The following is a 23,194-nucleotide window of genomic DNA, read 5'->3' on the forward strand; positions in this document are numbered from 1 at the left end:
GTTACCGACACCAACTCCTGCGTTACCGACACCAACTCCTGCGTTACCGACACCAACTCCTGCGTTACCGACACCAACTCCTGCGTTACCGACACCAATTTCAACACTTGCAAACCCGACGCCGGCACCAAACGATCCGATTTGGTGCGGTTTAGAAACAGGATTAAATAAGCTTGACAGCATTGTCAACGACCAACTGCGGCAGACTAAATTACCAATATTAGGCAGACTCAGTGATGTTTCTCCAAATTTCATTGGCGATTTCAAGAACAGTTTAGTCAATGCTGTTAAAAATGCCAGCGATTTGAATCCGAGTCAATTGCAAGCGACTATTCAGAATGCGCTGGGGTCAAAATTTTCGGTTCAAGTCAGCGGTAATTCCAGCCCCGATGACAGCAACTTGCAGATTACTATTGGCAAAAAATACAAGCTAGATAGCGTAAAATTAGCTGACGATTTAGGATTGCCAGGTTTGGGCTTGAAAGTCGAACAACCGCCTAAAAAGATATTCGAGAGTGTGGGGAATTTCTCTCCAGCAGCGCTGCAAAATATTCAGTTAGCCAATTCTGACTCAAATAGCAATTCTGAGTTGCAACTTTCAGGCAAAAGCATCAATAAATTAGAACTGTTAAACTCAGATCAAAATTCATTCAAGACTGCTACCAGTCTCTTGCCTCAATCCCAGGTCGCTATCCCCGCAAATTTCACGCAGTTCCTAGATCCTAATTTATTAATTGAAGCGCCTCTAATCGACTATGAATTGTCTCTAGGTATCGGCGTAAATAAGGATTTTGGCTGCTACATAGATACCGATCGCACTAAAGTAAAAGCCGACCTTGATTTCGAGCTTACTGACAAATTCAAAGCAAAAGCAGACCTGGGTTTGCTAGAAGCTGAATTGCAAGACGATAAGTACCAAAACCCTACAGAAGTAAACGGCAACTTTGAAGTTAAACTCAAAGACTTAGATAACCTCGGCGGTGCTGACGACGGCAACCGTTTAACCCTGTCCGAGTTAAATGGCAGCTATCAGTTCAAAGATTTATTTCAGTCTAGCCTAACTGCTAATGCCAATCTCGGACTGCAAGCAAAAACTAGCATTAATGGCGATGCAGCAATTCCCTCCTATAAATTTGATTTGGCAGTAAAGTGGCCGAAAATCAACTATCAAAATGGTGAATTAAAAACTCCCTTCAATATTCTCACGTCTGAATTGGTGCCAAATACGCCTGGCTTTAATAATTTTAATCCAGCCAACATAACAGGAATATCTCTATCATTCGATCCCTCAAACTTAGCAGACAATCCTTTTGCCGGACTTCCTAAACCCACAGTAGATTTTAACAATATCAAACTCGATGCAGGAACATTTGTCAGTAACTTTGCCAAACCAGTTCTCGGTAAAGTAGCTGATATAATCGAACCCTTCAGACCCGTGATTGACTTCTTAAATACAGACACAAAATTACTGTCTAAATTGGACATAGCAGAGCCGTTTGACAAGAATAGAGATGGTAAAGTTACGGTACTGGAATTAGCATCTACATTGTCTGGAGGTTCGCTAGTTACTGGCTTTTTGGATGCCGTTGTTGAAATTGACAGTGTTTCTCAGTGGGCAAGAAACATATCCAACACTCCCGGAAATTTGGCGATCAATAGGGGTTCATACCGTTTGGGGAATATTGATGTTTCCAAGTCCAATGCTAGCATGAAAAATGCCACTTATTTCTTAACAAATTTAAGTTACGGAAATGACCAGCAGCTTAATCCCATAGCCAGCAATCCCCGGGGAGATTTTGTCAATGCTTTCCCAAAAATTAAAGGTTTAGAAGCACCAATTTTAACAGACCAAAATACGGCAATTAATCTGTTGCTAGGTAAAGATATTCCCCTCTTGACCTATGATATGCCACCCCTGAACTTTAACTTTGACATTAGTAAAACATTTCCAATTGTTTGGCCAATTAGCGGTTTAATACAAGGGAACTTAAATGGTTCTGCCGATCTAGCTTTCGGCTACGATACTTACGGTCTTAAAGAATGGAAGAAAGACAAATTTTCTGATAATTCTGCTATCAAAGTTTTGGATGGGTTTTACGTGAGCGATCGGGCTAATCCTGACGGTACTGGCGAAGATGTTGACGAACTGAAACTCAATGCTAGTATTAAAGCAGGTCTGGGAGTAAATGCAGTAGTTGTCAGCCTTTATGGAACGGCTGGAATACAAGGAAATATCGGCATTGACTTAGTAGATATTGGAGAAAATAACGGCACAAGCGACGGTAAAATCCGAGGTTCTGAAATTGCTTCTCGCATGAGCAAACCCGGGGACTTGTTTAATATATCCGGTCAAATTAATGCTTTTTTAGGGCTAGAGGTTAAGTCTGTTTTTGGAGACTGGCAAAGAAATTTTGCTACATTTCAGTTAGCTAAGTTTGGTGTAGAGCCTAGTGCGGAAAAAGTTGGGACTGTTACTAACAGTTACCTCACAGGTGCAAAAGTCTTCTTTGATGCAAATTTTAACGGCATCCAAGATGAACAGGAACCGTTTACAATTAATAACGTCGATGGTAGCTTTAATTTAGATATCTCTCTCCCAAAATTTGACAAAAATAACAGCGGCGAACTCGAACCAGATGAAGGCAGAATTGTCGTTGTAGAGGGCCTCAATACCGCTACTTATTTGCCACAGCAAACGCAGCTAACAGCGACACCTGATGGTACTGTTGTGACGCCTTTGACTACTCTGATGGAGAAGATGGTTGCACAAGGTATCAATCCTAATGAAGCAGAGACTAAAGTTAAGGCAGCATTTGGAGTACCGTCAACAATTGATTTGACTAGCTACGATCCGCTACAGGCAATTACTCAAAACGATCCGAACGGTTTGGCGGTTTATGCAGCGCACATTCAGGTACAAAACGTTGTTGTTCAGACGACAATTTTAATTAGCGGGATTTCGGCTAACTCTAAAACCGATATTGCCGATCGCATTATTTCCACTATTGCCAATCAAATTCAATCCGGGGCTGTCGATTTAACCAATCCCGCACAGTTACAAACCATCGTTCAGTCTGCTGCAACTCAACTGCAGGCACAAAAAGCGTCCGATCTTGCACCGGAAGTTGCTAAAATTATTGCAGAGGGGAATCAGCGGGTACGGGCGATCGCCTCTAGCAACCTCCCGCTTTCAGATGCAGCAACTAAAATTGCTAAAGTTCAACAGGTAGAACAAGGAGAAGTAGCCAAAGATTTACAGCAAGTCGCAGCCGGAAATAAGACAATTCAGGAGGCGATCGCAGAAAATACAGGCACATCCTTAGACGCACAAATTCAATCGGCAAGCGTCAATAACCCGACAATTCGCAAGAGTATAAACAGTGACTTCACTGCTGCTGAACCTTTCCCAGACAGCGGCATAGAATTAGTCAACAATTCCCCCAATCAAAAAATAGGTACTGATGGCGACGATACTTTAGGCGGCGACAGCAGCGATGACGTTTTAAGTGGCAAAAAGGGAAATGATTTGATATTTGGTTTTAACGGCAATGACTGGATTAATGCCAATCAAGGCAATGACTTAATCAATGGCGGTTTTGACGACGATACCCTTTACGGCGGCAAGGGAATTGATACCATTACAGGTAGCGATGGTGGCGATATTATCTTTGGCAACCGAGGCGACGATGTGCTAGAGGGTAGCACTGGCAATGATACTTTGCGCGGAGGCAAGGGAAATGATACTATTATTGGGGGTGACGGCGACGACTTCCTATTCGGTGAAGATGGAGATGACACTTTGATCGGAGGGAATGGCAACGATCGCTTCTTGCTCTCTAGCAATTCGGGTATCGATATTATCTTGGATTTTGAAGACGGAAAAGATTTGCTTTCTCTAGGCAACAATCTTACTTTCTCCCAACTGTCACTTACTCAAGAAAACAGTGCAACTTTCATCCGTTTGTCAGCAACCGGAGAAATTTTAGCCGCTCTGAATGGGGTGTCGTCCAGTCTAATTAATGTCGCCGATTTTGGCTAAATTTAATAGCAAGTAGTCGCACATAACTACGGTTTATGTGCGACTCTCAGAGATTGGGGCTAATACTTTAGATGCAGAAAGTAGATCTACTTACCAGCAATGGTTAAAAATTCCCTCAATCTCCGGGACAAGGCTAGACTTGGCCGCAGACATATTCAGTAAAACTATATCTATATTGCCACTGCGTTTACAAATAAAGATGGCTATAGTTATACTTACTGATTTTGCCAATGAAGCGGGACTCAATACCCGCTCAATTGCCGCTCAATACCCTCTTTCTGCTAAATGCGAAGCGCGTTATGGCGAAGAATTCTCGGAGGAATTATGATGAACCTAAATTTAGATACTATTTTCTCATCCCTGATGAACCCTGCCCTGAACGAGTTTCAGGTTTGGGCTTTGCAAAACCCGGAAGAAAGTCTCAGCAAAACGATGTTACCCCCGATCGCCCTGATTGAGGGTTTGGTTGCCAACGAACCCACATATTTGCCACTAAAACGGCTGGCTTTCGGAGCCAACTTTTGCTGCGCGGGGCAAGTCGTGATGGGAGAGTTTGACACCCTAGAAAAAGCACTCACATCGCCCCAGGCGCGCGGATGGCGGCTTGGTACTTCTGTACTCGATCCCGATCGCGCGCCCAACCAAGATGTCGGCGGCAGAAACCTTTTCCTGCTGTCTTTGTCCGATCGCGCCACTGATGATAGCAGCAACCACGCAGCATTCCGAAGCTGTATGCAGAAGTATCTCTTCAACAGTACGACAACGGATCGCCAGGGGGACGAAATCAGCAGGCGGTTGCTCGATCGGCTAGCCGCCGATTATGCCCAAATGCCACACGGTGCGGGGGGAGCGTTTTTTACCGATGTCAAGCGGGGTTGGATGGGATTTTTAGTCCGATACCTGCACTACGTCATCTTTGGGATTAATCCAGATGATTTAGAGTCGATCGAACTTCTCACCGAATTGCATTACACTCGCCAAAGCCCGCTGCACTACTTCGCCGTCATCGGCAACCTGCTGCAAAGCCTGAACCTCTTTGGACACGGGGATTTGTCAACTCTAATCGAGCGTGCAGCGACTATCTATGAGAATTCCCCAGCTTTAGCCGACTTCGAGGAGAGCTCGGAAAACAACGGCATGACTAAGCGGGAATTGGCAAAGCTGATGACATCAATTATGGGCATAGCGGGACTGCAAGGCCCCCTGCACCTAGGCTACACGGCAATGGGATACCGCCCTCTCCCCGCCTATAAAGGACAGCAGACGGCCGAAATTAACCCGACTGATTTTTGGGATCAGCTCGATTTGGACGATCGCCAGTCGATCAAGCTGTTCCTCCTGGAATGCGCCCGCCTCTGGGCCCCCGTCAGCGCCACGCACCGAGTCGCCACAGAGCCTTTCACCGCAACGGTAGCGGGCAAAGAGCGCACCTTCCCCGCAGGAACCAAGGTACTGATACCGCTCAGCCTGGGGCTGCTAGACGGGAGTTTCTGGGGTTCTACGGTATACGAATTCAACCCTAAGCGGGAGAATCTGTGCCCTTTTCATATGGGATTTCATTCTGTGGGCGATCGGAGTGCTGGACGGATTTGCCCCGGTAAAGACATCGCACTCAAGATGCTGGTGGATGTCGTGAGTACGGTAGGCAAAGTGCGACGAGCTTCTGAGCCTAATTTGCGGCGGTAATTAATCCAAAAGCTCGCATCAGATAGCGGTTGAAACTGAGATATTGCACCATTCTCGCTTAACAGGCCCGACGGCCCACCCCACAAGACATCAAGTTTATTGTGGGGTGTCACGCCCGCCCTTGAAAAACTTATTGGCTAGGATGCAAGATGTGAGTTGAAACCGCACGCCACACAAACTATTGAGCGATCGATCAACTAAGAAATCAAGGGGGTATCTAATAGGAAACCAAAACACAACTATTTTGAGGGTAAATAATACCATGTTAATCGAAGAAAAGCAACTAAAAGACATCGCGAATTGGATGAAAGTAGAACATCCAGCCGAGTTACCCGAAGTCCTGCAAGGTATCTTTTTTATGGACGGGAATGTTTTACCAGACGATTGTCTGACGATGTACAGTTCAGACTGGAATGCTGCCGAACGGACGTTATTGCTGCGCGTTTTTGACCCTGTTATCTGGACATTTCATTCATCAATGGCAGGACGGATGTTAATTTATTTAGTTAAATTTTCTCGCTTCAGCTACTTGTTCCGATTCTCGGATGCAACTTTGCAGCACGGGCACATTACGCCCATAGTGTTTGGATTCTCTGTACCGCAGTGGCTTGTAGATTTTTTGATTGATCGAGATCCGAATACTCCGAATGGAGATATCTGGTATCGCAGAAACTCATTTTTCGGCAGAATTCCTGACAACGGATATACACTCCGCAGGATTGTAGACAAAGATGGCAACTACACATCAGCTTTTGCAGATATGCTGTCTAAAGTTGAGAGTGATTGTTTAATCATTGCCAAAGACTGAAAATATTTAGGAAAACTACAAAACCCGCTTAATTAGGCGGGTTTTGTCGATCGAAGTGGGGGGATTTGAACCGACGACCTATACGATGCCAAGTTTGATGTAATATCGTTTCCGATTGTATCGGAATCATAAAATCGAGTCAACAGTTAACACTCAACCATTCAGTTTTTCGACCCCGATTCATATCAACTGCGGTAGCATGGGAATTAATATTACCCACAGGTTGGACACGGCGCCGTGCAACCGGAAACCAGGGTAAACGCATCTTAACTTTAACCCAAAATATGCTACAGTTAAATACGACTAAATTTTAATGTAGTTTGTTGTAGTTTATTGGTGCTATCAATGGCAAGAGGTTTTAGTAAAGCTGTAAATTCCCAACAAAAACAAACAGATTCATTACATTCAATGAATATTTTGAATACCAGTTTTTTAGAACATTTTGCCAATTTGAAAGACCCCAGAATAGAAAGAAGTAAAGAACATTTGCTCAAAGATATTATTGCGATTGCGATTCTAGGTATCATCAGCGGTGCCGACGGATGGGTGGCAATAGAAGCTTATGGTAACGCCAAATATGAATGGTTAAAAAGCTTTCTAGAATTACCGAATGGCATACCATCTCATGACACATTTAGTCGGGTATTTGCCCGAATTGAACCACAACAGTTTCAATAATGTTTTTTGACTTGGGTAAATTCGATAGTCAAGGAATTAAAACTAGAAGTGATTGCCATTGATGGCAAAACAATGAAACAATCTTATGACCGAAATGACCAGCAAAAAGCCCTACATATAGTTACTGCCTGGTCTTCATCTCATCAATTGGTTTTAGGACAAAAAAAAGTTGATAAAAAATCTAATGAGCGCACAGCCATTCCAGCATTAATAGAAATGTTAGAAATTGCCGGAAGCGTAATAACCATAGATGCTATGGGCTGTCAAAAAGACCTAACATCTTTGATTGTTAAGAAAAAAGGAGATTATGTTTTAGCTTTAAAAGGTAATCAAAAACTCCTCTACCAAGCTGTAAAAGAGTGGTTTGAATTAGCTCAAGAAGAAGATTTTTTAGGTAGAGAGTATAGCTATTATGAACAAGTAGAAGCTGGACATCATCGAGTGGAAAAAAGACAAGTCTGGACTGTGGATATATCCGAGTTACCACCTCTGCACAATTAAAAATTATGGACGGGATTAAAAACAGTTGTCATGATAGTTAGTGAACGACGGCTGTGGAATAAAACCACGACTGAAGCTCGTTTCTACTTGAGCAGTTTAAGCAGTAATGCTGAAAAAATTGCTGGGGCGATCCGCAGTCATTGGGGCATTGAAAATAGCTTACATTGGACACTTGATGTTACATTGTGTGAAGATGAAAGCCGGATTCGGAAACAGAACTCTCCCGAAAATTTTGCACTTCTACGTCGATTAGCAATAAATTTATTGAAACAAGAGAAAACGTCTAAAGAAAGTCTAAAAATGAAACGGTACCGAGCGGCAATGGACAATAATTATTTAGTTCAAATTTTAAACTCTGCCAGTTAATGCTCGAAATCTAAGACCTATCTAAGAAGGAAAATTATCCGGCTTTAAGAAGTTGAGAAATTCTTAAGGTTCTGATTTAATCTGCTCAAATCGGGTTAAAATAAAGAATTTTAGGAAGGTTTTTTTAGTGATTGAGTCATGCACAAATCCAGGGTTTTGTCAAATTAATTTAGATGCGTTTACCCTGAACCGGAAACGATATTACTTGTGGTTTATCAGAGTTTATTTGCCATGATTATACCCCTCTTCTGTCACTCTGGGAAAATAAAAATAAGAGCAAAATTTTTAACTGTAGATATAGCGAGCATTTGAGCGTTTATTTTCTAACAGAATGGCTGAAATCAAGATTTTTGGTAAAAGTCTTATGCTATAAGCCTTCCAGATTATTTCTTGCCGAAAGTGACAGAAGAAGGATACAGCGTATTCCAGGTTTATAAAGTAGTAGGGACAAGGCAATGCCTTGTCCCTACGGAGATTCACCGATCAGGAGTGTACTTCACAAACAACGTGGAATTTGCAGTAAGATGTTTGGTTTCACCCTTTTTTTATTTGCCAACAGTCTCTTAATCCATCGTCCCTACAATATTCTCACCTAATTAATTAGCTAGATCGCACTAGAGGAGAGCAAAATCTGTGGCAGTAATCACGCTTGCAGGCACATTGCGGAGAGTTGCCAAAAGTTGACCGGAACCCGTAACTCGGATGAGAGTTGAACTATTCTCAGCAACAATGCTCAGTTGGGAGAAATCCAGACCACCAATTAAGCCGATCGAATCGATACCGTATTGAAAGTCTAAAATAGTCTCGCTGCCGAGGTCCATACCCAACATAAATCGATCGTTCCCGGTGCCTCCAATTAGAGTATCATTCCCTTGATCTCCAAACAAGAAGTCGTCCCCAGCACTGCCAAGCAAACTGTCCTCATCCTTACCGCCGTAAAGAGTATCGTTCCCGACCTCCCCATTGACAGTATCCTGACCTTCATTGCCAAACAGCAAATCGTTGCCCAAACCGCCGCATATTTGGTCTTTTCCGCCAGTAGAACCAATAGGAAGAGGGCTACCAATATCCCCGTACACTGTATCTTCCCCCTCGCCGCCACAGATAGTATCACTGCCTTCATCGCCAAACAGCAGGTTGCTGCCCAATTCGCCCAGAACAACGTCATCGCCCTTGCCGGCACGTACTGTATCATTACCATCACCACCTGCGATCGTATCTTGATTTTTCTCCCCGCTGAGGAAGTCATCGCCCGCCAAACCGAACACCAAATCGTTGCCAGTCAAATCAGGGTCGAAGGGGTTAATAGTTCCCCCGTAGATAATATCGTTACCCTGGTCGCCAATTAAAGTATCGCTCTCCTGGTCGCCGAAAATAATATCGTCATCTTTGCCGCCGTAAACAACATCCTCGTTCTTGCCCGCAAAGATTAAATCCTCTCCAGCAACTCCATTGAGGTAATCATTACCCTCATTGCCAAACACCAAGTCCGTGTCTATATCGGGGCCAACCGGGAAAGCACTGTTAAGTCCCCCGTAAACATTATCATTGCCTCGCAACCCGGCCAACAAATCATCGCCGTCAAAACCATTTATTTCGTCACCGTTATTAGTGGCGAGAATAGTGTCGTTGCCGTTAGTACCGTTGCGGGTATTAGTGGCAGAATTTGGACCGCGAATACTGCTAATGCTTGGTAAAACAATTTGTTCACAAATGCAGTCAGCATCTTGTCCTTCTTGCGGTGGTAGTGGTGTTGGTGTTGGTGTTGGTGTTGGTGTTGGTGGGACTGGGGCGAAGGAATTGCCAAAGTTAATATTGCTAACATTAGTGCCGCTGACAGCAATAATATCAGCAGGATTGGCAGTAGTTGGCGTCCAACCAGGTTGATTTACTTCCCGAACTCGATAAGTCCCCGGCCCTAAATTAGCGAAACTATAGCCTCCTAAACTATCAGTTGAAGTATTAACTTCTCCAGTATCTAAAGAGTCATTGCTGTTAACGTCAAGGAAGATTTGCCAGTTCGGCAAGAGCGGCTCTTGAGCATCCAAAACCCCATTGTTATTGAGGTCATTAAACTTGCTGCCGGAGATACTAATATTTTGGAAATTGCCAAAATTAACGTTCGATTGACTTGCGCCACTACCCAGATTAACTGCAGCCGGATTAGCAGTAGTTTGCGTCCAACCAGTCTGCTGGACTTCCCGCACATTGTAGGTGCCGGGATTGAGGTTGTTGAAGCTGTAATTACCAGAATTGTCAGTGGTAACAATAGTTTCGCCCGAATCTAAAGAGTTGTTCCCGTTAGCATCGAGGAAAATTTGCCATCCCGAAAGACCAGTTTCCTCCGCATCCTGAGTACCGTTGCCGTTGCGGTCGTTGAATTTAAGACCGCTGATGCTGCTTTGTTGGACGGGAGTCGGAGGCAGAGGCGGAGTCGGAGTCGGAGTCGGCGTTGGTGTTGGCGGGACTTGTTGGTTGCCGAAATTGGCAGTGGAAGTTTGACCTGGATCTAAGGGAACGGTTCGGGGGTTAGGGGTGGTTGGTGTAAAACCTGTCGGCACCACTTCCCCGACGTTGTAAGTGCCTGTTTGCAGGTTGGGGAAGCTGTAGCTGCCATCGGTACCGGTAGTAACTTGGGTTTCTCCGGTGTCTGAAGTGCCGTTGTTGTTAGTGTCAAGGAAAATCGTGACGCCAGGGATGCCAATTTCTCCGGTATCTTGAGTGCCGTTACCGTTGGTGTCGTTAAATTTAAGGCCAGTTATGGTGCCCGTCTGGAGGCTATTGCCGAAATTAACTGTAGCAGGAGTCGTTTCACCTGCTGCCAGCGTGACTGAAACCGGATTGGGAGTAGTTGGCTGGCTGAATGACGGTACAACTTCCCGAACGTTGTAAGTGCCGGAGGGCAAGTTGGGGAAAGTGAAGCCGCCGTTAGCATCGGTAGTGACCGAAGTTTCTGTGGCATCGAGAATGCCGTCACCGTTGGTGTCGAGGAAAACAGTGACTCCGGCAACACCAAGTTCTCCGGCTGCTTGAGTGCCGTTGCCGTCAATATCGTTAAATTTGATACCAGTAATGCTGCCGAGTACAGCGGGTGTCGATCGATTGCCGAAATTCACCGTAGCAGGAGTAGTTTGGCCTGCTGCCAGCGTCACTGAAACCGGATTGGGAGTAGTTGGCTGGCTGTTGGCGGGTACAACTTCCCGAACGTTGTAAGTGCCTGCGGGCAAGTTGGGGAAATTGAAGCCGCCGTTAGCATCGGTAGTTCCGGAAGTTTCGTCGGCACCGAGGATGCCGTCACCGTTGGTGTCGAGGAAAACTGTAACTCCGGGAACGCCAAGTTCGCCGGCAGCTTGAGTGCCGTTGCCGTCAATGTCGTTAAATTTGATGCCGGCGATGGTACTCAGCGGTACTGGTATTGCTTGGTTGCCAAAATTAACTGTAGCAGGAGTAGTTTGACCTGCTGCCAGCGTCACTGCAACCGGATTGGGAGTAGTTGGTTGGCTTCCAGCCGGTACAACCTCCCGCACGCTGTAAGTGCCAGCAGGCAAGTTCGGGAAAGTGAAACTGCCGTCAGCCCCGGTAGTTGCGGAAGTTTCGCCGACACTGAGAATGCCGTCACCGTTGGTGTCGAGGAAAACTGTAACTCCGGGAACGCCAAGTTCGCCGGCAGCTTGAGTGCCGTTGCCGTCAATGTCGTTAAATTTGATGCCGGTGATCGTACTCAGCGGTACGACAACGGGAACAGGCTGTGCGGAAAATTCCGAAGTGTTGCCGGCGGCGTCGGTTGCTGTCGCGGTGATTAATTGGCCTGCGGTGACTGCTGCTGGGAAAGTTTGATTGAAAGCAGCGTTGCCTGCAGCGTCAGTAGTTACCGGGATAGAAGCAATTAAGGTTTGACCTTGGGTTCCCGGGGGATTGTTGGCAAAAAATTGCAGGGTGAAATTGGCACTGGGAATGCTGTTGTAAGTTCCCGCGACGGTGACGCTGCCAGCGCTGGCGGTAGCGGTGGTGAGTACCGGGGTGTTTTGGAGGTTGTTTGCACCGATGTCGGCGTCGCCTGCATCGTTGGCGGTGATGCCGTTGTTGCCGAGGTCGATGCCTAAGCCAAGGTTGGCGAAGATCGAGTTGTTTTGGATGCGGTTGCCGATACCGGACTCAACACCTACGCCGATATTGCCATTGTTGGCGATGATATTTCCTTCACCTGCTGCTGTACCGCCGATCGCATTATTACTTGCGGCAGCGGTAATCTGTACTCCGATCGAGCTATTGCCTAAGGGGCTAGTACCGTTGGCTGCAACGCCGATGAAATTGCCGCGCAAAGTGTTGCCTGTTGCAGAGGCCCCTGTAATCTGCACGCCTAAACCTGCGCTGGGACTGCTGTTGCCGGAAATGATATTGCCAGCGCCTGCGACACTACCGCCGATCGTATTGCTAGGTGCATTGTCTACAACTACACCAATAGTGTTTGGCAAGGCAGCAGTGCCCGCGGCGTTGGTACCGATGTAGTTGCCGAGTACAGAGTTGAGAGTGGCACTGGCGTTGAGAATTTGGACGCCGAAACCGTCATTGCCGGAAATGATGTTGCGATCGCCTGCAGCAGTGCCGCCGATCGTGTTGCTGGCAGCATCCTGTATGAGCACGCCAGTCAAGGTGTTGCCCAAGTCTGCGGTGCCGTTGACATCCGTGCCGATGAAGTTCCCCACGACTCTGTTGCCTGTGGCAGCGTTGCTGGTAGCAGGGGCGTTTTGAATCACTACACCGAAAGCATTATTGCCGGAAATGATGTTGCGCGCACCAGCAGTATTTCCGCCGATCGTGTTGTTGGAGGCATTCTGTACCATCACGCCAAAACCGACGTTGCCCAAGTCTGCGGTACCGTTGATGTCGGTGCCGATGAAGTTGCCCAGCACAGTGTTGCCTGTGGCTGTCGCCGCATCGATAAATACGCCAGCGCTGCCATTGCCAGAAATCAAGTTGCGATCGGCTGCGTTAGTCCCGCCAATCGTGTTGTTGGGCGCACCTTGAACCTGTATGCCAGTGCCGCCGTTTGCCAATGCACCAGTACCTGCGGGGTTCGTACCTATGTAGTTGCCTCGGACGATGTTATTTGCTGCACCGGTATTGTTGAGCCATACGCCGAAAAGACTGTTGCCAGAAATGATGTTGCGATCGGCTGGTGTACTTCCGCCGATCGTGTTGCCTGGTGCATTGTCAACCACCACGCCACTGACGTTGGGCAAGGCAGCAGTCCCTGCTGGATTGGTGCCGATGTAGTTGCCCCGCACTAAATTTCCCGTCGAAGTGTTGCCTGCGATGAAGATCCCGGAGTTGGTGAAGCGATTGATCGCTAGTCCTTGGACAGTGCTGTTGCTACCAATGATTAGTATGCCGTTGATTCCAGGCCCGGCACTGGCTCCACTTAGCTCAATTAGCAAGTTCCCCGAAGCCGCCCCTGGTTGACTGAAACCGTCGATAGTTACAGCCGTAGTGATGGGTGGCAAGGAACTCAGGGGCGCGATCGTCTGAACGCCTGCTGCGGGAATGGCAAAGTTAATATTGTGCGGCGGTGCGGCAGTGGCATTAGCTTGAGTAATTGCATCTCGCAGCGAACCAGGCCCAGAGTCACCGGTATTAGTAACAGTAAACGTTGCCAAGGTATGCGCGTAACTTGCCATTACCTCCGGCTCGATCGCCAATCCTGTTTTAATCGCTCCCGTAGCGTATTCAAGTATCCAGTTTCCGCCTTTTTGGGCACTGCCCGTAATATCTGAAGAAGCAGCAATATTAGCTTTTGTTAACTTGCTCAGCTTTTGTACAAAAGCCTCTCCTTTTTCACCTGCTGCTACGTTACATCCGTATAGCAGAATTTCAAATCGATTTTTAATTGAGTTGACAGATGACGAAAACCACTGTTTCAAACTGTCGCGATATGTTTCTAAATTGTCGGAATTCAGGCTAGTTTGCCCTAGCTGCAAACTTCCCGATTCCCCGTGAGAAATAATGTGAACGCTTTCTATACCTTTGCGACTCTGCAATGCTTCGGCAATTTGTTCGATCCCCTCCCGCGTGCGATCGACTAAAATTACCTCTGTACCCGCTTTAACACCGACCGCCAGACTTTGCCAATCTTCAACTGCGGAATCTACGAAGACTATTTGTATGTTTTTCATAATTACTGTTCCCCCATGCACCTAAGTAGGTTTTCACAATGTTGTTTCCGTGCGATGATAGTCGCTACTTCAATCCACCACAAATACGGCTAGCACAAAACTCGCCTTCAACTTAGTAAAAGAGTTGTACAGACAAAGCTTTACAATTATCTATTTTTGTGATTCTTGTAAATCTGTTGGAGCTGGAAAGTTACTCGATCGCACTTTTTCATTATCAACTTAAAAAAACCAGACAGCAGGTACAGCTAGCTTGTTCCCGATTACGGAAATTTTTCAAAAAACGTAAGTATCATTTACACAACTTAATGTACGGTTTTTTACTAAGTACACTTTTGTGAAAAAGAATCCAACTCTACGCAAATTCCAAAGCCAGAGAGTGGTAGGTATCCAGCCATTCTTCAATCTCCAATCTCCAGTCTCGAAGCTCAAACCGCAGGGCTGGGATTTTGGCAAATTCAGCGTGTCCCTCATAACATAGAGGAATAGTCGCCTTCATGGCATCATAGAAACTTGTCCCTCACATCATTGAAATCGATGACCCCTCAAAACTCCCCCGTTTCCCCCGTCACCTGGATGGAAGACCGAGTTCTGCTAATTGACCAAAACCGACTCCCGAAAGAATACGGTGTAGTCGAAATTAGCCGTTGCGAAGATATGGCTGAGGCGATTAAAACTATGATAGTCCGAGGTGCTCCGGCGATCGGGGTAGCAGCAGCTTACGGGATGTATTTGGGGGCGCGAGAAATCGAAACGGGCGATCGTACCGAGTTTTTTACTAAATTAGAACAAGTTGGTGAGTTATTGCGATCGACTCGTCCCACCGCAGTTAATTTGTTTTGGGCAATATCGCGAATGCTCAAAACAGCCGAGAAAACTAGCGGTTCTGTCGAACAAGTGCAAAAAACTTTGTTAGAAATGGCTAAAACCATTCAAGCAGAAGACTTGCAAACTTGTAAAGATATCGGCGACAAAGGTTTAGAAGTTCTGCCAGCTACACCCGAAAAATTGAACTTACTAACTCACTGCAATGCCGGTGCATTAGCAACTGCAGGCTACGGTACTGCTTTAGGTGTATTTCGTTCTGCTTGGCGAGAAGGAAGACTCGGAAGAGTTTTTGCAGACGAAACTCGGCCCCGTCTCCAAGGTGCAAAACTAACCACTTGGGAATGCGTGCAAGAAGGAATTCCCGTAACATTAATAGCCGACAATATGGCCGCTCACTGCATGAAACTCGGCATGATTCACGCAGTAGTTGTCGGTGCAGACAGAATCGCTGCTAACGGCGACGCCGCCAATAAAATTGGCACTTACAGTTTAGCAATTGTTGCCAAAGCTCACAACGTCCCGTTTTTTGTCGCCGCTCCTCTGTCAACAATTGATTTTGAACTTTCCGACGGCAGCCAAATTCCCATTGAAGAACGCGATCCAGTTGAAATGTATCAAGTTGGAACTACGCGAATTTGTCCTGTGGGAGTAGAATTTTACAATCCCGCTTTTGACGTAACTCCGGCGGAATTAATATCGGGAATAATCACAGAACACGGCACGGTTGCTCCTGGGGCGTTGAAACAGTTTCAGGCAAAACAATTAGTTTAATTATATGTTTATCAACTGCTCATTCCACATGGCTTATGTGAAATTAAGCAGGATTTATAGCAGCAACTGGCAGATTAAAGTTGCGATCGCAGCTCTAACTCTGCCAGTTGTTTTCAGTCCTGTCTCGGAAGCTCAAGTGTCACAAACGCTTAAAGCTAAGGAATCACAAGCGAAAAAATTTGTGGGTTCGATGAATAAAGCTCAGCAAGTTTACTATGCTGAAAAAGCAGGTTTTACAAGTTCTGTTTCCAATCTATTGGTTTATATGGGTCTCCAAATTAAACCTGCCGCAGCCAATTACAGCTACTCGATCGCCATGGTGAAAAAAGGTGCTGTATTTAACTACGGAGTATCGAAGCAAGCTAATCTCAAAAGTTTTGTGGGGGGAGTCTTTTTGGTGGGAAACAAGACTCAAACAATCTTGTGTCTAAATGTTGCTCCTGGCAAGACTAAACCAGCTCCTCCAACTAATACCAAAGGGATTTTAGCCTGCGGTGCTAATACAGCCAAAGTTACTCAATAAATTATGTCTAATTTACTGGGTAATCTAGCAAATAACTGGATAGTAAATGCAGATTTAGCTAAGCAATTGCTGGAACAAGAAGCTACTTTACTAGATGCCCGCGCACCTATTTTAAAGTGGTTTTGCCGTTTCTCACCAGCTATTCCCGTAACTTGGCAGGAATTTTCCCGTTCCGACTTTCCCCACAAGGGAAAAATTATCGAAAATAACACAATTTTAACTCAAAAACTGCAAGCAATTGGTATTTGTCAAGACAAACCTGTGATAGTGGTTGCCGATTCTGTGAAAGGGTGGGGCGAAGACGGGCGAATTGTTTGGATGTTGCGGACTTTGGGACACGAAAAAGCCGTTTTTGTCGATGGAGGATATCGGGCTTTAATCAAAGCTGGAATTAATCCAGTAAAAGCTGCAAACAATCCACCGCAAACAGGAGATTTTTTAATATCTCGCCGCTCGAATTGGGAAATTCAGCGGGATGAGTTGAAAGCTATTTTAGGCAATGATAATTTAGTAGTTATTGATGCCAGAGAACTGCGAGAATATGCAGATAAAACGCCTTACGGAGAAAAGCGGGGCGGCCACATTCCCGGTGCGGTTCACCTCTATTACAAACAGTTAATGGACAAACAGGGACAACTGCTGAGTCGTGGAGAAATTGTCGCTATTTTGCAGCAGAAAGGAGTTTGGCAGTCAACTCAGATTGTGAGTTATTGTAGTGGGGGAATTCGTTCTGCATGGTTGACTTGCGTCTTGACAAATGTGGGATTTTGTGCTAAGAATTATGCAGGTTCAATGTGGGAATGGTCGGCGTCGCCTGCTGATAGTTATCCTCTTTCAATAAGCCTTTCAGGGGCGGGCTAGAAGCCCACCCCACAAGAAAATTTAATGTTTGTGGAACAGGCCCGAAAGCCTGTTAAGCGAGAATGGTATCTGAACTCAGATTCAACCTATTAACTACAAACGATCGAGGTTGAGATTATCAACCGACTTGTTCGATATACTGAGCGAGATCGTCGCGCAGGCGGCTGAGTTCGGCTTCGGTGGTGACGCGCACGCGATCGTCCCTAACCGTAATCAGCACTTTCGCAGCAAAAGGAGTTGGCCAGATATTCGGGTTGCAGAAAACTTCCAAAAATACATCTCCTGCATACCGATATTCCATCGGTTTTTGGGGAGAAGCTTTAGCGCCAGCGGTTTTGGCTGCTACAGCTTTCAAGCTTTCCATCAAAGCTGCAATTTCGCTTTGCAAATCCCGCGCGGCTTGCGGGGAAAAGCTAAAGGAGACAGAACCTTCGACTAAATTCAGTGTCAGCGGAGAAAGAGACATGGGCAATGAAATTTAACATACGATTGTTAATGATAAAAAATATAGTAACCCAAAAGAAGTACATTCCAGCTCAATTGGACTGCGAAACTGGTATTAATTAAAAATTGTCTCAAGAAGCTCGGCTAAATTAATGAATATAAATCTAGTCGCAAGCTAGATTCGGCAATAGTTTTAACCTTTTCTGACTTGATAAGCTTTAAACTAGAAACCAGAAAACTTGACGGCAGATAGAGGAGAGTTTATGGTGGCCGATAACCGTTCCGAAGTCCGCAAGGTTTTAATAATTACTTTATTGCTAAATTTGCTGGTGATGGCAATTAAAGCAGCCGTGGGATGGGTGACTGGTTCCCTCAGTTTGCTGGCAGATGCTTTGCACAGCGTCACGGACAGCGCTAATAATATTTTAGGATTGGTAACAAATCATTATGCCAATCCGCAGCCCGATCGCGATCATCCCTACGGACACCAAAAATTTGATGCTCTCGGAGCTCTGGGAATTGCTGCTTTTCTGGGAATTGCCTGTTTTGAAATTGTCAGCGGTGCTGTCGAAAGGCTGATTAACGGGGGTAAAGTTGTCAAAATATCCCCAAATGAACTGTGGATTTTGCTGATTGTACTGGGGATTAATATTTTTGTCACTTTTTACGAGCGCAGAGTTGGCCAACGTCTCGGTAGCGCGATTTTAGTGGCTGATGCTCAGCACACGATGAGCGATGTTTGGGTGACAATTATGGTGATCGGCGGGTTGATTGGTGTTTGGCAAGGGCAGGTTTGGAATATACCTCAACTGCAATTCCTGGATGTGTTTTTGTCTTTTCCTGTGGCTGTTTTGGTATTTAGCAGCGGTTGGAAGGTTTTAAGGGAAAATCTGCCTTGGTTGGTGGATGAAATGGCGATCGCACCGGAAGTTATTCACGCGATCGCAATGGATGTACCGGGGGTTGTTAACTGTCACTCGATCGCCTCCCGTGGCGTTGTAGGGCGTCAAGTATTTATTGATATGCACATGATTGTGGATGCTGTCGATGTAGAAACAGCTCACCGGATTACAGAAGAAGTAGAAGCCCGTTTGGAAGAACGTTTCAGCCCTGTACGCATCTTAATTCACGTTGAGCCACCAGCTTACAAGTCAGACCACATTAGCTACGATTCTGAAGAAAAGGAAGAAGGAAAGAGGAAGCCGGAAGGAGGAAAAATGTAGGCTGTATCCCCAGCAAACAGCAGCTTGAGGGATGAAGGAGGAAGGCGATTTTTGCGATCGCAATTCCTCTAATTTTTTAAATGCTATCAAGGGAATTAATGCGATCGCACTTAATTTAGTTGCAGTTTTCCACAGGAAAAGGGGGGTTTTCCACAGAAATCAGCAAGTTTTCCACAATAGATCGATCGGCTGTCGTCGATTTCTGTCTTTCTATTTGTATAAATTCCAAGTATTTTGAATTTCTGTAGCCATTTCCCCCCGCAAATGCCAAGGTAGCAAAATCTCCACTTTTGAACCGAGAGCTCGCAGCCATCTCAAGGGGTAGTGCGGATGGAATTTTTACTTTATTTTATCTGGTGCTAGCCTATCTACTCTCGATCGTAGCGGAAATTCTCCTACTCTGTTTTAGCCGACGATTCTCTTAATTCAGAGAAAGATGAAGAAATGTTTCGATCGAGTTGGATTTGGGGGTGTGAGTGCGATCGCGCCTGAGTTGGTGAAAACGCGATCGCCTTCTGCCCAAATCAAAATTCAAGCCTCCAAAATCGATCGATTCAGCCATTTCAAAACTGCATCGATGAGATTCGGATGGTTAGGAGAAATGCGTTTTACATTGTCGCATGGTCGATCGGTGATGATTGCGATCGTGCCTCCAAAAGCACTCAGTGCAGTTAGAAAAGGTTCGCTGAATTCGCGATCGATTTTAGAGTTGTAGAACACCAAAGCAACTCGTTTTTCTAGGTTTCTTAAATTCAGTCGCCAATAGGCTTTGAGCAGTGGCATAGTTGTGGGTGTTCCTTCTTGTCGTTGTGGACAACCTTGCTCTACCATTTGGATATAGATATCAGTGGCAGGATTATCTAGAGGATTAAATTCGCGACCATCAATACAAATCAGTTGTACTGCTTGATCGAGTTCTTCATTATGGGAAACCGCAGACTGAAGGACTGAAAATTGCTCAACGTTGTTGAGGAGTTGAGGAGGAGTAGAAGAGTTAGCAATAGAGATGTTTTCAGATCCCTCTAAGTCAGTACAGGATGGTTGAACACAACAAGCGTCATAAAATTCCGTATAACTCAAGTGATTAGCACAATGCCACAGCAGTGAATAAGCAATTATATATAAATTACAATCCGACATAGCAACTGCATCTTCTACATAATCCTTTAGACCAAAAACTAGCCTTTGCAGTTGTGCTTTGTGAGTAATTTGTTCTAATCCGGCGGCAAGAGACCATTGAATTTGACTATCTTTTAAATTGACGATTAAATTTACTAACTTTTCAATAATCGATTGTTTTGATAATGCTTCAATTTTAATCAAAAATTCAATACAAATAAGGCGCAATATATTATCTTTATTTGTTTGGATAATTTCAATTATTTTATCGATCAGTTCAAAATTATTTTGTTGAATTTTTGCCATCGCAATTTCTTCGCAATTAAATAATTTCCCGGTAAACTTATTTTGCATCAAATTTGTAAGGTTTAATTTTTCTGGAGCGCTAATTATTGAGACAAATTCAATATATTCTTTTTCTATGAAATAATTATTTATATTTTCTGTATCGTTACTTGTAGTTGACTTTAACTCTTCGTTTGTATGATATTCTTCTACTTGATTAGCAATTAATTGGGATAATTTATTAATACATTCTACAATAAAGCCTTGGTTTTCCAAATAGTCAAATAAAGATTTAATTAATGAATACATAATTACTGGTTCCTGTGAGTTATCTAACACGTCGATGATTGCTATGTTTACTTTTGAAATATCAATATCAAGTCTCTTGACTACACTAATAGCAGGAATAATATTTATGTAATTGTCTGGATTTTGACTTATGAAATCAATCAAAGCATCCAATACTTCGTGATTGTTGACTAAAGCGTTATGATTTAGGCTGAGTTTGTCTAAATGTGAAATAGCTTGCGCTTGAATCGTAAGATTTTGACTATTTAAAAATGATATTAACTTACCAATAACCACTTTGTCCAAAATCTGAGAATCCATTAAAACATTAATAATTAAAACATTTTGTAATTCGTATTGTTCATCTTCTCTCAATAAAGCATTAACTAAAAAATCACCGGCAATTTGCTTGAAATTATCATTTTTTAAAGCTATTTTTGCTACTTCTATGGCACGTCCCTCATTATCATCTTTTAATAATTTAGGGATTAATACTTTTAAGAATTCATGATCCGGGTTGATTTTAAATAAAACTTCCAAAAGGCTAGATAGTTCGTAAATTTCTAAATCCGTATTATTATTGATGACTTCACTTATAATATCACAGGCTTCTTTGGGAGCGTAATATTTTAACGATTCTATGATGAATTCCTCATAACCCGGAAACAGTAATTTGTATACTGTTGTTTGTGTATTCTCATCCAAGCAAACGCAATACACCCATCCAGCAATAAATTCTATTTCGCCAGATTGACACCAGTAAACTATATTTAATGGTAGCAGCTTAAGCCTATACATATTTTTCCATTTATCTTCTTTAAAATTGGTTATTGTGTCGCTCAATTCTTTCTTTATGAGTGCTGAGTTTTGGGAGCTTTCTAACCATAATATAGCTACTTCTAGCCATTGATTTTCAAAGATTCGATAGCGCTCCATGAAAAATTGATAATTATCAATTACTAAAGATAAAGATGCAAAATATTCCTGGAATGTGGGATGAAAGAAGGCGTAAACAGGATCATCTGTTGCAGCTTCTATATCTACCAAATTCAGCCAACCGAGATCCCAGGCTAATTTAAAAAGCCTATCGCCCATTTCTTGCTGAATTAAACTCAGCGGCAAGCGAAATCGAGTATCGCTATCTAATCCTGCTATAGACAAACGACCGAGGGCTTGATGTAATTCTTCTTGCAAACCTGGTTGAGTCGCCCAATCAATAACCGTTTGGGATGGTTTCCACTCATAGAAATAGCGGACAAAGTGTTGGTATAATTCTGCTTTTGTTTCTGGTAATTCGGCTTGCTTATTGTTGCTGGATATTTGACACAGTAGAGATAAGCGAAGCGGATTTTTTACGAGTTGGCGGATGCGTTCTTTTTGCGGTTCTTGCAGCTTTTTCTGTAACTCCTGTCCCCGTTGAATATTTTTTGCTTCAGCAAACCACTGCTGAATAAAATCATCTACTTGCTCTTGTTTAAACTCCTGAGTTTTGTAAGTATCAAAACCTGTGAGGAGATTGTTGAGACGGGCATCCCAAACATTGGTTCGACAGGTCAAAACAACCCGCACATTACCCAACCAATCAGTAAGCTGGTTTCGGATTTCCTCTAGGGACAAACAACTGTTCGCCCCTACAGCCATTTCATCGACACCATCGAGTAATAGCCACACTCCACCTTGACGCAACCGTTTCTGTAGAGATGTTTTGTGAGACTTCTCTACATCAATATCAGGATAAACCAGAGCCATAGCTTCCGGCAACCATTCCTGAAGGATATAGTCTTTCAGTGTCTTTCCTTGCAAGCTTGCCAGCGCAATGCAAATCGGCAAATCTCGATCATTCTCCTGAATGTGAGTGGCGATTTTATCTAACAGCGTTGTCTTTCCTGCTCCTGGTTCGCCCACAATAGCAATATGCTGATTTTTTCCAGTAGGGTTTTGTCCAATAACGCCAGTCATGAATTCATCATGCTCGTAAATTCGGGTAACAACTTCCGGTTCTAATTGATGTAACAGTTCCATAGGCACATTGCCACTGCGACGCTGCTGCTGTTTCCGTTCGATTAAACCTAGCGGTACAAAAACATTGATTTCAAATCCCTGTTCAGTTGCCTTACGCCTAATTCGCTGTTCTTTTTGCTGCCGATCTAGCATGACTAAGCAGACTTCCCGCCAATCAATATTAGTTACGTCTATAGGTGTTTGTTTTTGTTTAGAACCTCTAGACTTGGGAAGCCAATCTTCAATAAACTCACTGGGTTGTAGTTCTAGAATCGCAGCAATTTTTTCTATGGCATCTCTTTGTACCTTGTAGTCCCAGTGCGGATTAAACAGCCTTCTAACCTGATCGTCACCATTGAGTCCTGCTGCTTGTGCAAGCGAGTCATGGGTATAACCCTTTTCCAGTCTCCTGGCTTCTAAAATTGCTAACCCTTCTCTATTGGGGAGAAAACCTCTTCTTCTCTTGCTAGTTGCTGTCATTGGCTGCTGAAAGTTGTTGTGCTAGTCATCTTCTTTACTTTAGCAAACTGGACGGATTATTGGAGAGTGCAGATAAGTGCAGTTAAGAATCTTGCTAACTGCACTTACTGTCTCTGGACTATA

13 protein-coding genes and 1 pseudogene are annotated in these 23,194 nt (G+C 44.3%); 9 read left to right on the forward strand and 5 right to left on the reverse strand.

Annotated elements, in window-relative coordinates; all coding sequences use genetic code 11:
- The 5 genes and pseudogenes from QUA25_RS02210 to QUA25_RS02230 all read left to right on the forward strand — a co-directional run.
- Positions 1-4,039 (forward strand): calcium-binding protein (locus QUA25_RS02210; RefSeq protein WP_333035220.1); only part of this gene is annotated, 4,039 nt, incomplete at its 5' end.
- A gap of 199 nt (positions 4,040-4,238) precedes the next feature.
- Entirely contained in the window at positions 4,239-4,367 is a 129-nt protein-coding gene (locus tag QUA25_RS02215; protein ID WP_333035221.1) for a hypothetical protein, read from the forward strand.
- Positions 4,364-5,725 (forward strand): cytochrome 450, encoded by a 1,362-nt coding sequence (locus QUA25_RS02220; RefSeq protein WP_333035222.1) that lies wholly within the window; start codon positions 4,364-4,366, stop codon positions 5,723-5,725. The genes QUA25_RS02215 and QUA25_RS02220 overlap by 4 nt, the downstream gene beginning before the upstream one ends.
- 262 nt (positions 5,726-5,987) lie before the next feature.
- Positions 5,988-6,533 (forward strand): hypothetical protein, encoded by a 546-nt coding sequence (locus tag QUA25_RS02225; RefSeq protein WP_333035223.1) that lies wholly within the window; start codon positions 5,988-5,990, stop codon positions 6,531-6,533.
- A 345-nt stretch (positions 6,534-6,878) separates the two neighbouring features.
- Positions 6,879-8,078: pseudogene (locus QUA25_RS02230) on the forward strand (ISAs1 family transposase).
- A gap of 614 nt (positions 8,079-8,692) precedes the next feature.
- On the opposite strand, the gene QUA25_RS02235 reads toward QUA25_RS02230, so the two are convergent.
- Positions 8,693-14,251, reverse strand: a complete 5,559-nt coding sequence (locus QUA25_RS02235; RefSeq protein WP_333035225.1) for an SdrD B-like domain-containing protein — start codon at positions 14,249-14,251, stop codon at positions 8,693-8,695.
- Between the two features lie 352 nt (positions 14,252-14,603).
- Positions 14,604-14,747 carry a hypothetical protein gene (locus QUA25_RS02240; protein ID WP_333035226.1) on the reverse strand — a complete coding sequence of 48 codons (144 nt, stop codon included), beginning with the start codon at positions 14,745-14,747 and terminating at the stop codon, positions 14,604-14,606.
- Between the two features lie 38 nt (positions 14,748-14,785).
- On the opposite strand from QUA25_RS02240, the gene mtnA reads away from it, so the two are divergent.
- Genes mtnA through QUA25_RS02255 form a run of 3 tightly spaced genes read left to right on the forward strand, consistent with a single transcriptional unit; the run spans position 14,786 to position 17,231 of the window.
- A complete protein-coding gene (gene mtnA, locus QUA25_RS02245) occupies positions 14,786-15,847 on the forward strand; it encodes an S-methyl-5-thioribose-1-phosphate isomerase (protein ID WP_333035227.1) in 1,062 nt (353 codons plus the stop codon).
- 4 nt (positions 15,848-15,851) lie between these two features.
- Entirely contained in the window at positions 15,852-16,370 is a 519-nt protein-coding gene (locus tag QUA25_RS02250) for a type IV pilin-like G/H family protein (RefSeq protein WP_333035229.1), read from the forward strand.
- Positions 16,371-16,373: 3 nt separating this feature from the next.
- Positions 16,374-17,231: a rhodanese-like domain-containing protein gene (locus QUA25_RS02255; RefSeq protein WP_333035230.1), complete on the forward strand. Its 858-nt coding sequence runs from the start codon at positions 16,374-16,376 to the stop codon at positions 17,229-17,231.
- Between the two features lie 118 nt (positions 17,232-17,349).
- Here the strand turns inward: QUA25_RS02255 and QUA25_RS02260 are convergent, their stop codons facing one another.
- Positions 17,350-17,697: a hypothetical protein gene (locus QUA25_RS02260; RefSeq protein WP_015174783.1), complete on the reverse strand. Its 348-nt coding sequence runs from the start codon at positions 17,695-17,697 to the stop codon at positions 17,350-17,352.
- Positions 17,698-17,938: 241 nt separating this feature from the next.
- Here QUA25_RS02260 and QUA25_RS02265 point away from each other — a divergent pair, with 241 nt between their 5' ends.
- Positions 17,939-18,898: a cation diffusion facilitator family transporter gene (locus QUA25_RS02265; protein WP_333035481.1), complete on the forward strand. Its 960-nt coding sequence runs from the start codon at positions 17,939-17,941 to the stop codon at positions 18,896-18,898.
- Positions 18,899-19,013: 115 nt separating this feature from the next.
- Here QUA25_RS02265 and QUA25_RS02270 read toward each other — a convergent pair whose 3' ends face one another.
- Both QUA25_RS02270 and QUA25_RS02275 read right to left on the reverse strand, forming a co-directional pair.
- Positions 19,014-19,211: a hypothetical protein gene (locus QUA25_RS02270; protein ID WP_333035232.1), complete on the reverse strand. Its 198-nt coding sequence runs from the start codon at positions 19,209-19,211 to the stop codon at positions 19,014-19,016.
- A 218-nt stretch (positions 19,212-19,429) separates the two neighbouring features.
- On the reverse strand, positions 19,430-23,071 hold the full coding sequence (locus tag QUA25_RS02275; RefSeq protein ID WP_333035234.1) for an NACHT C-terminal alpha/beta 1 domain-containing protein: 3,642 nt from the start codon (positions 23,069-23,071) through the stop codon (positions 19,430-19,432).
- Between the last annotated feature and the right edge of the window lie 123 nt (positions 23,072-23,194).

The sequence above is a fragment of the Microcoleus sp. Pol17C6 genome, from assembly GCF_036701145.1.
Classification (GTDB): domain Bacteria; phylum Cyanobacteriota; class Cyanobacteriia; order Cyanobacteriales; family Microcoleaceae; genus Microcoleus.

Bases quoted from the DNA above. Each gene is read 5' to 3' on its own strand.
- QUA25_RS02270 (WP_333035232.1), bottom strand. From the start codon at position 19,211: ATGGCTGCGAGCTCTCGGTTCAAAAGTGGAGATTTTGCTACCTTGGCA.
- QUA25_RS02275 (WP_333035234.1), bottom strand. From the start codon at position 23,071: ATGACAGCAACTAGCAAGAGAAGAAGAGGTTTTCTCCCCAATAGAGAA.
- QUA25_RS02240 (WP_333035226.1), bottom strand. From the start codon at position 14,747: ATGAAGGCGACTATTCCTCTATGTTATGAGGGACACGCTGAATTTGCC.
- mtnA (WP_333035227.1), top strand. From the start codon at position 14,786: ATGACCCCTCAAAACTCCCCCGTTTCCCCCGTCACCTGGATGGAAGAC.
- QUA25_RS02215 (WP_333035221.1), top strand. From the start codon at position 4,239: ATGGCTATAGTTATACTTACTGATTTTGCCAATGAAGCGGGACTCAAT.
- QUA25_RS02265 (WP_333035481.1), top strand. From the start codon at position 17,939: ATGGTGGCCGATAACCGTTCCGAAGTCCGCAAGGTTTTAATAATTACT.
- QUA25_RS02220 (WP_333035222.1), top strand. From the start codon at position 4,364: ATGATGAACCTAAATTTAGATACTATTTTCTCATCCCTGATGAACCCT.
- QUA25_RS02260 (WP_015174783.1), bottom strand. From the start codon at position 17,697: ATGTCTCTTTCTCCGCTGACACTGAATTTAGTCGAAGGTTCTGTCTCC.
- QUA25_RS02250 (WP_333035229.1), top strand. From the start codon at position 15,852: ATGTTTATCAACTGCTCATTCCACATGGCTTATGTGAAATTAAGCAGG.
- QUA25_RS02235 (WP_333035225.1), bottom strand. From the start codon at position 14,251: ATGAAAAACATACAAATAGTCTTCGTAGATTCCGCAGTTGAAGATTGG.
- QUA25_RS02225 (WP_333035223.1), top strand. From the start codon at position 5,988: ATGTTAATCGAAGAAAAGCAACTAAAAGACATCGCGAATTGGATGAAA.
- QUA25_RS02255 (WP_333035230.1), top strand. From the start codon at position 16,374: ATGTCTAATTTACTGGGTAATCTAGCAAATAACTGGATAGTAAATGCA.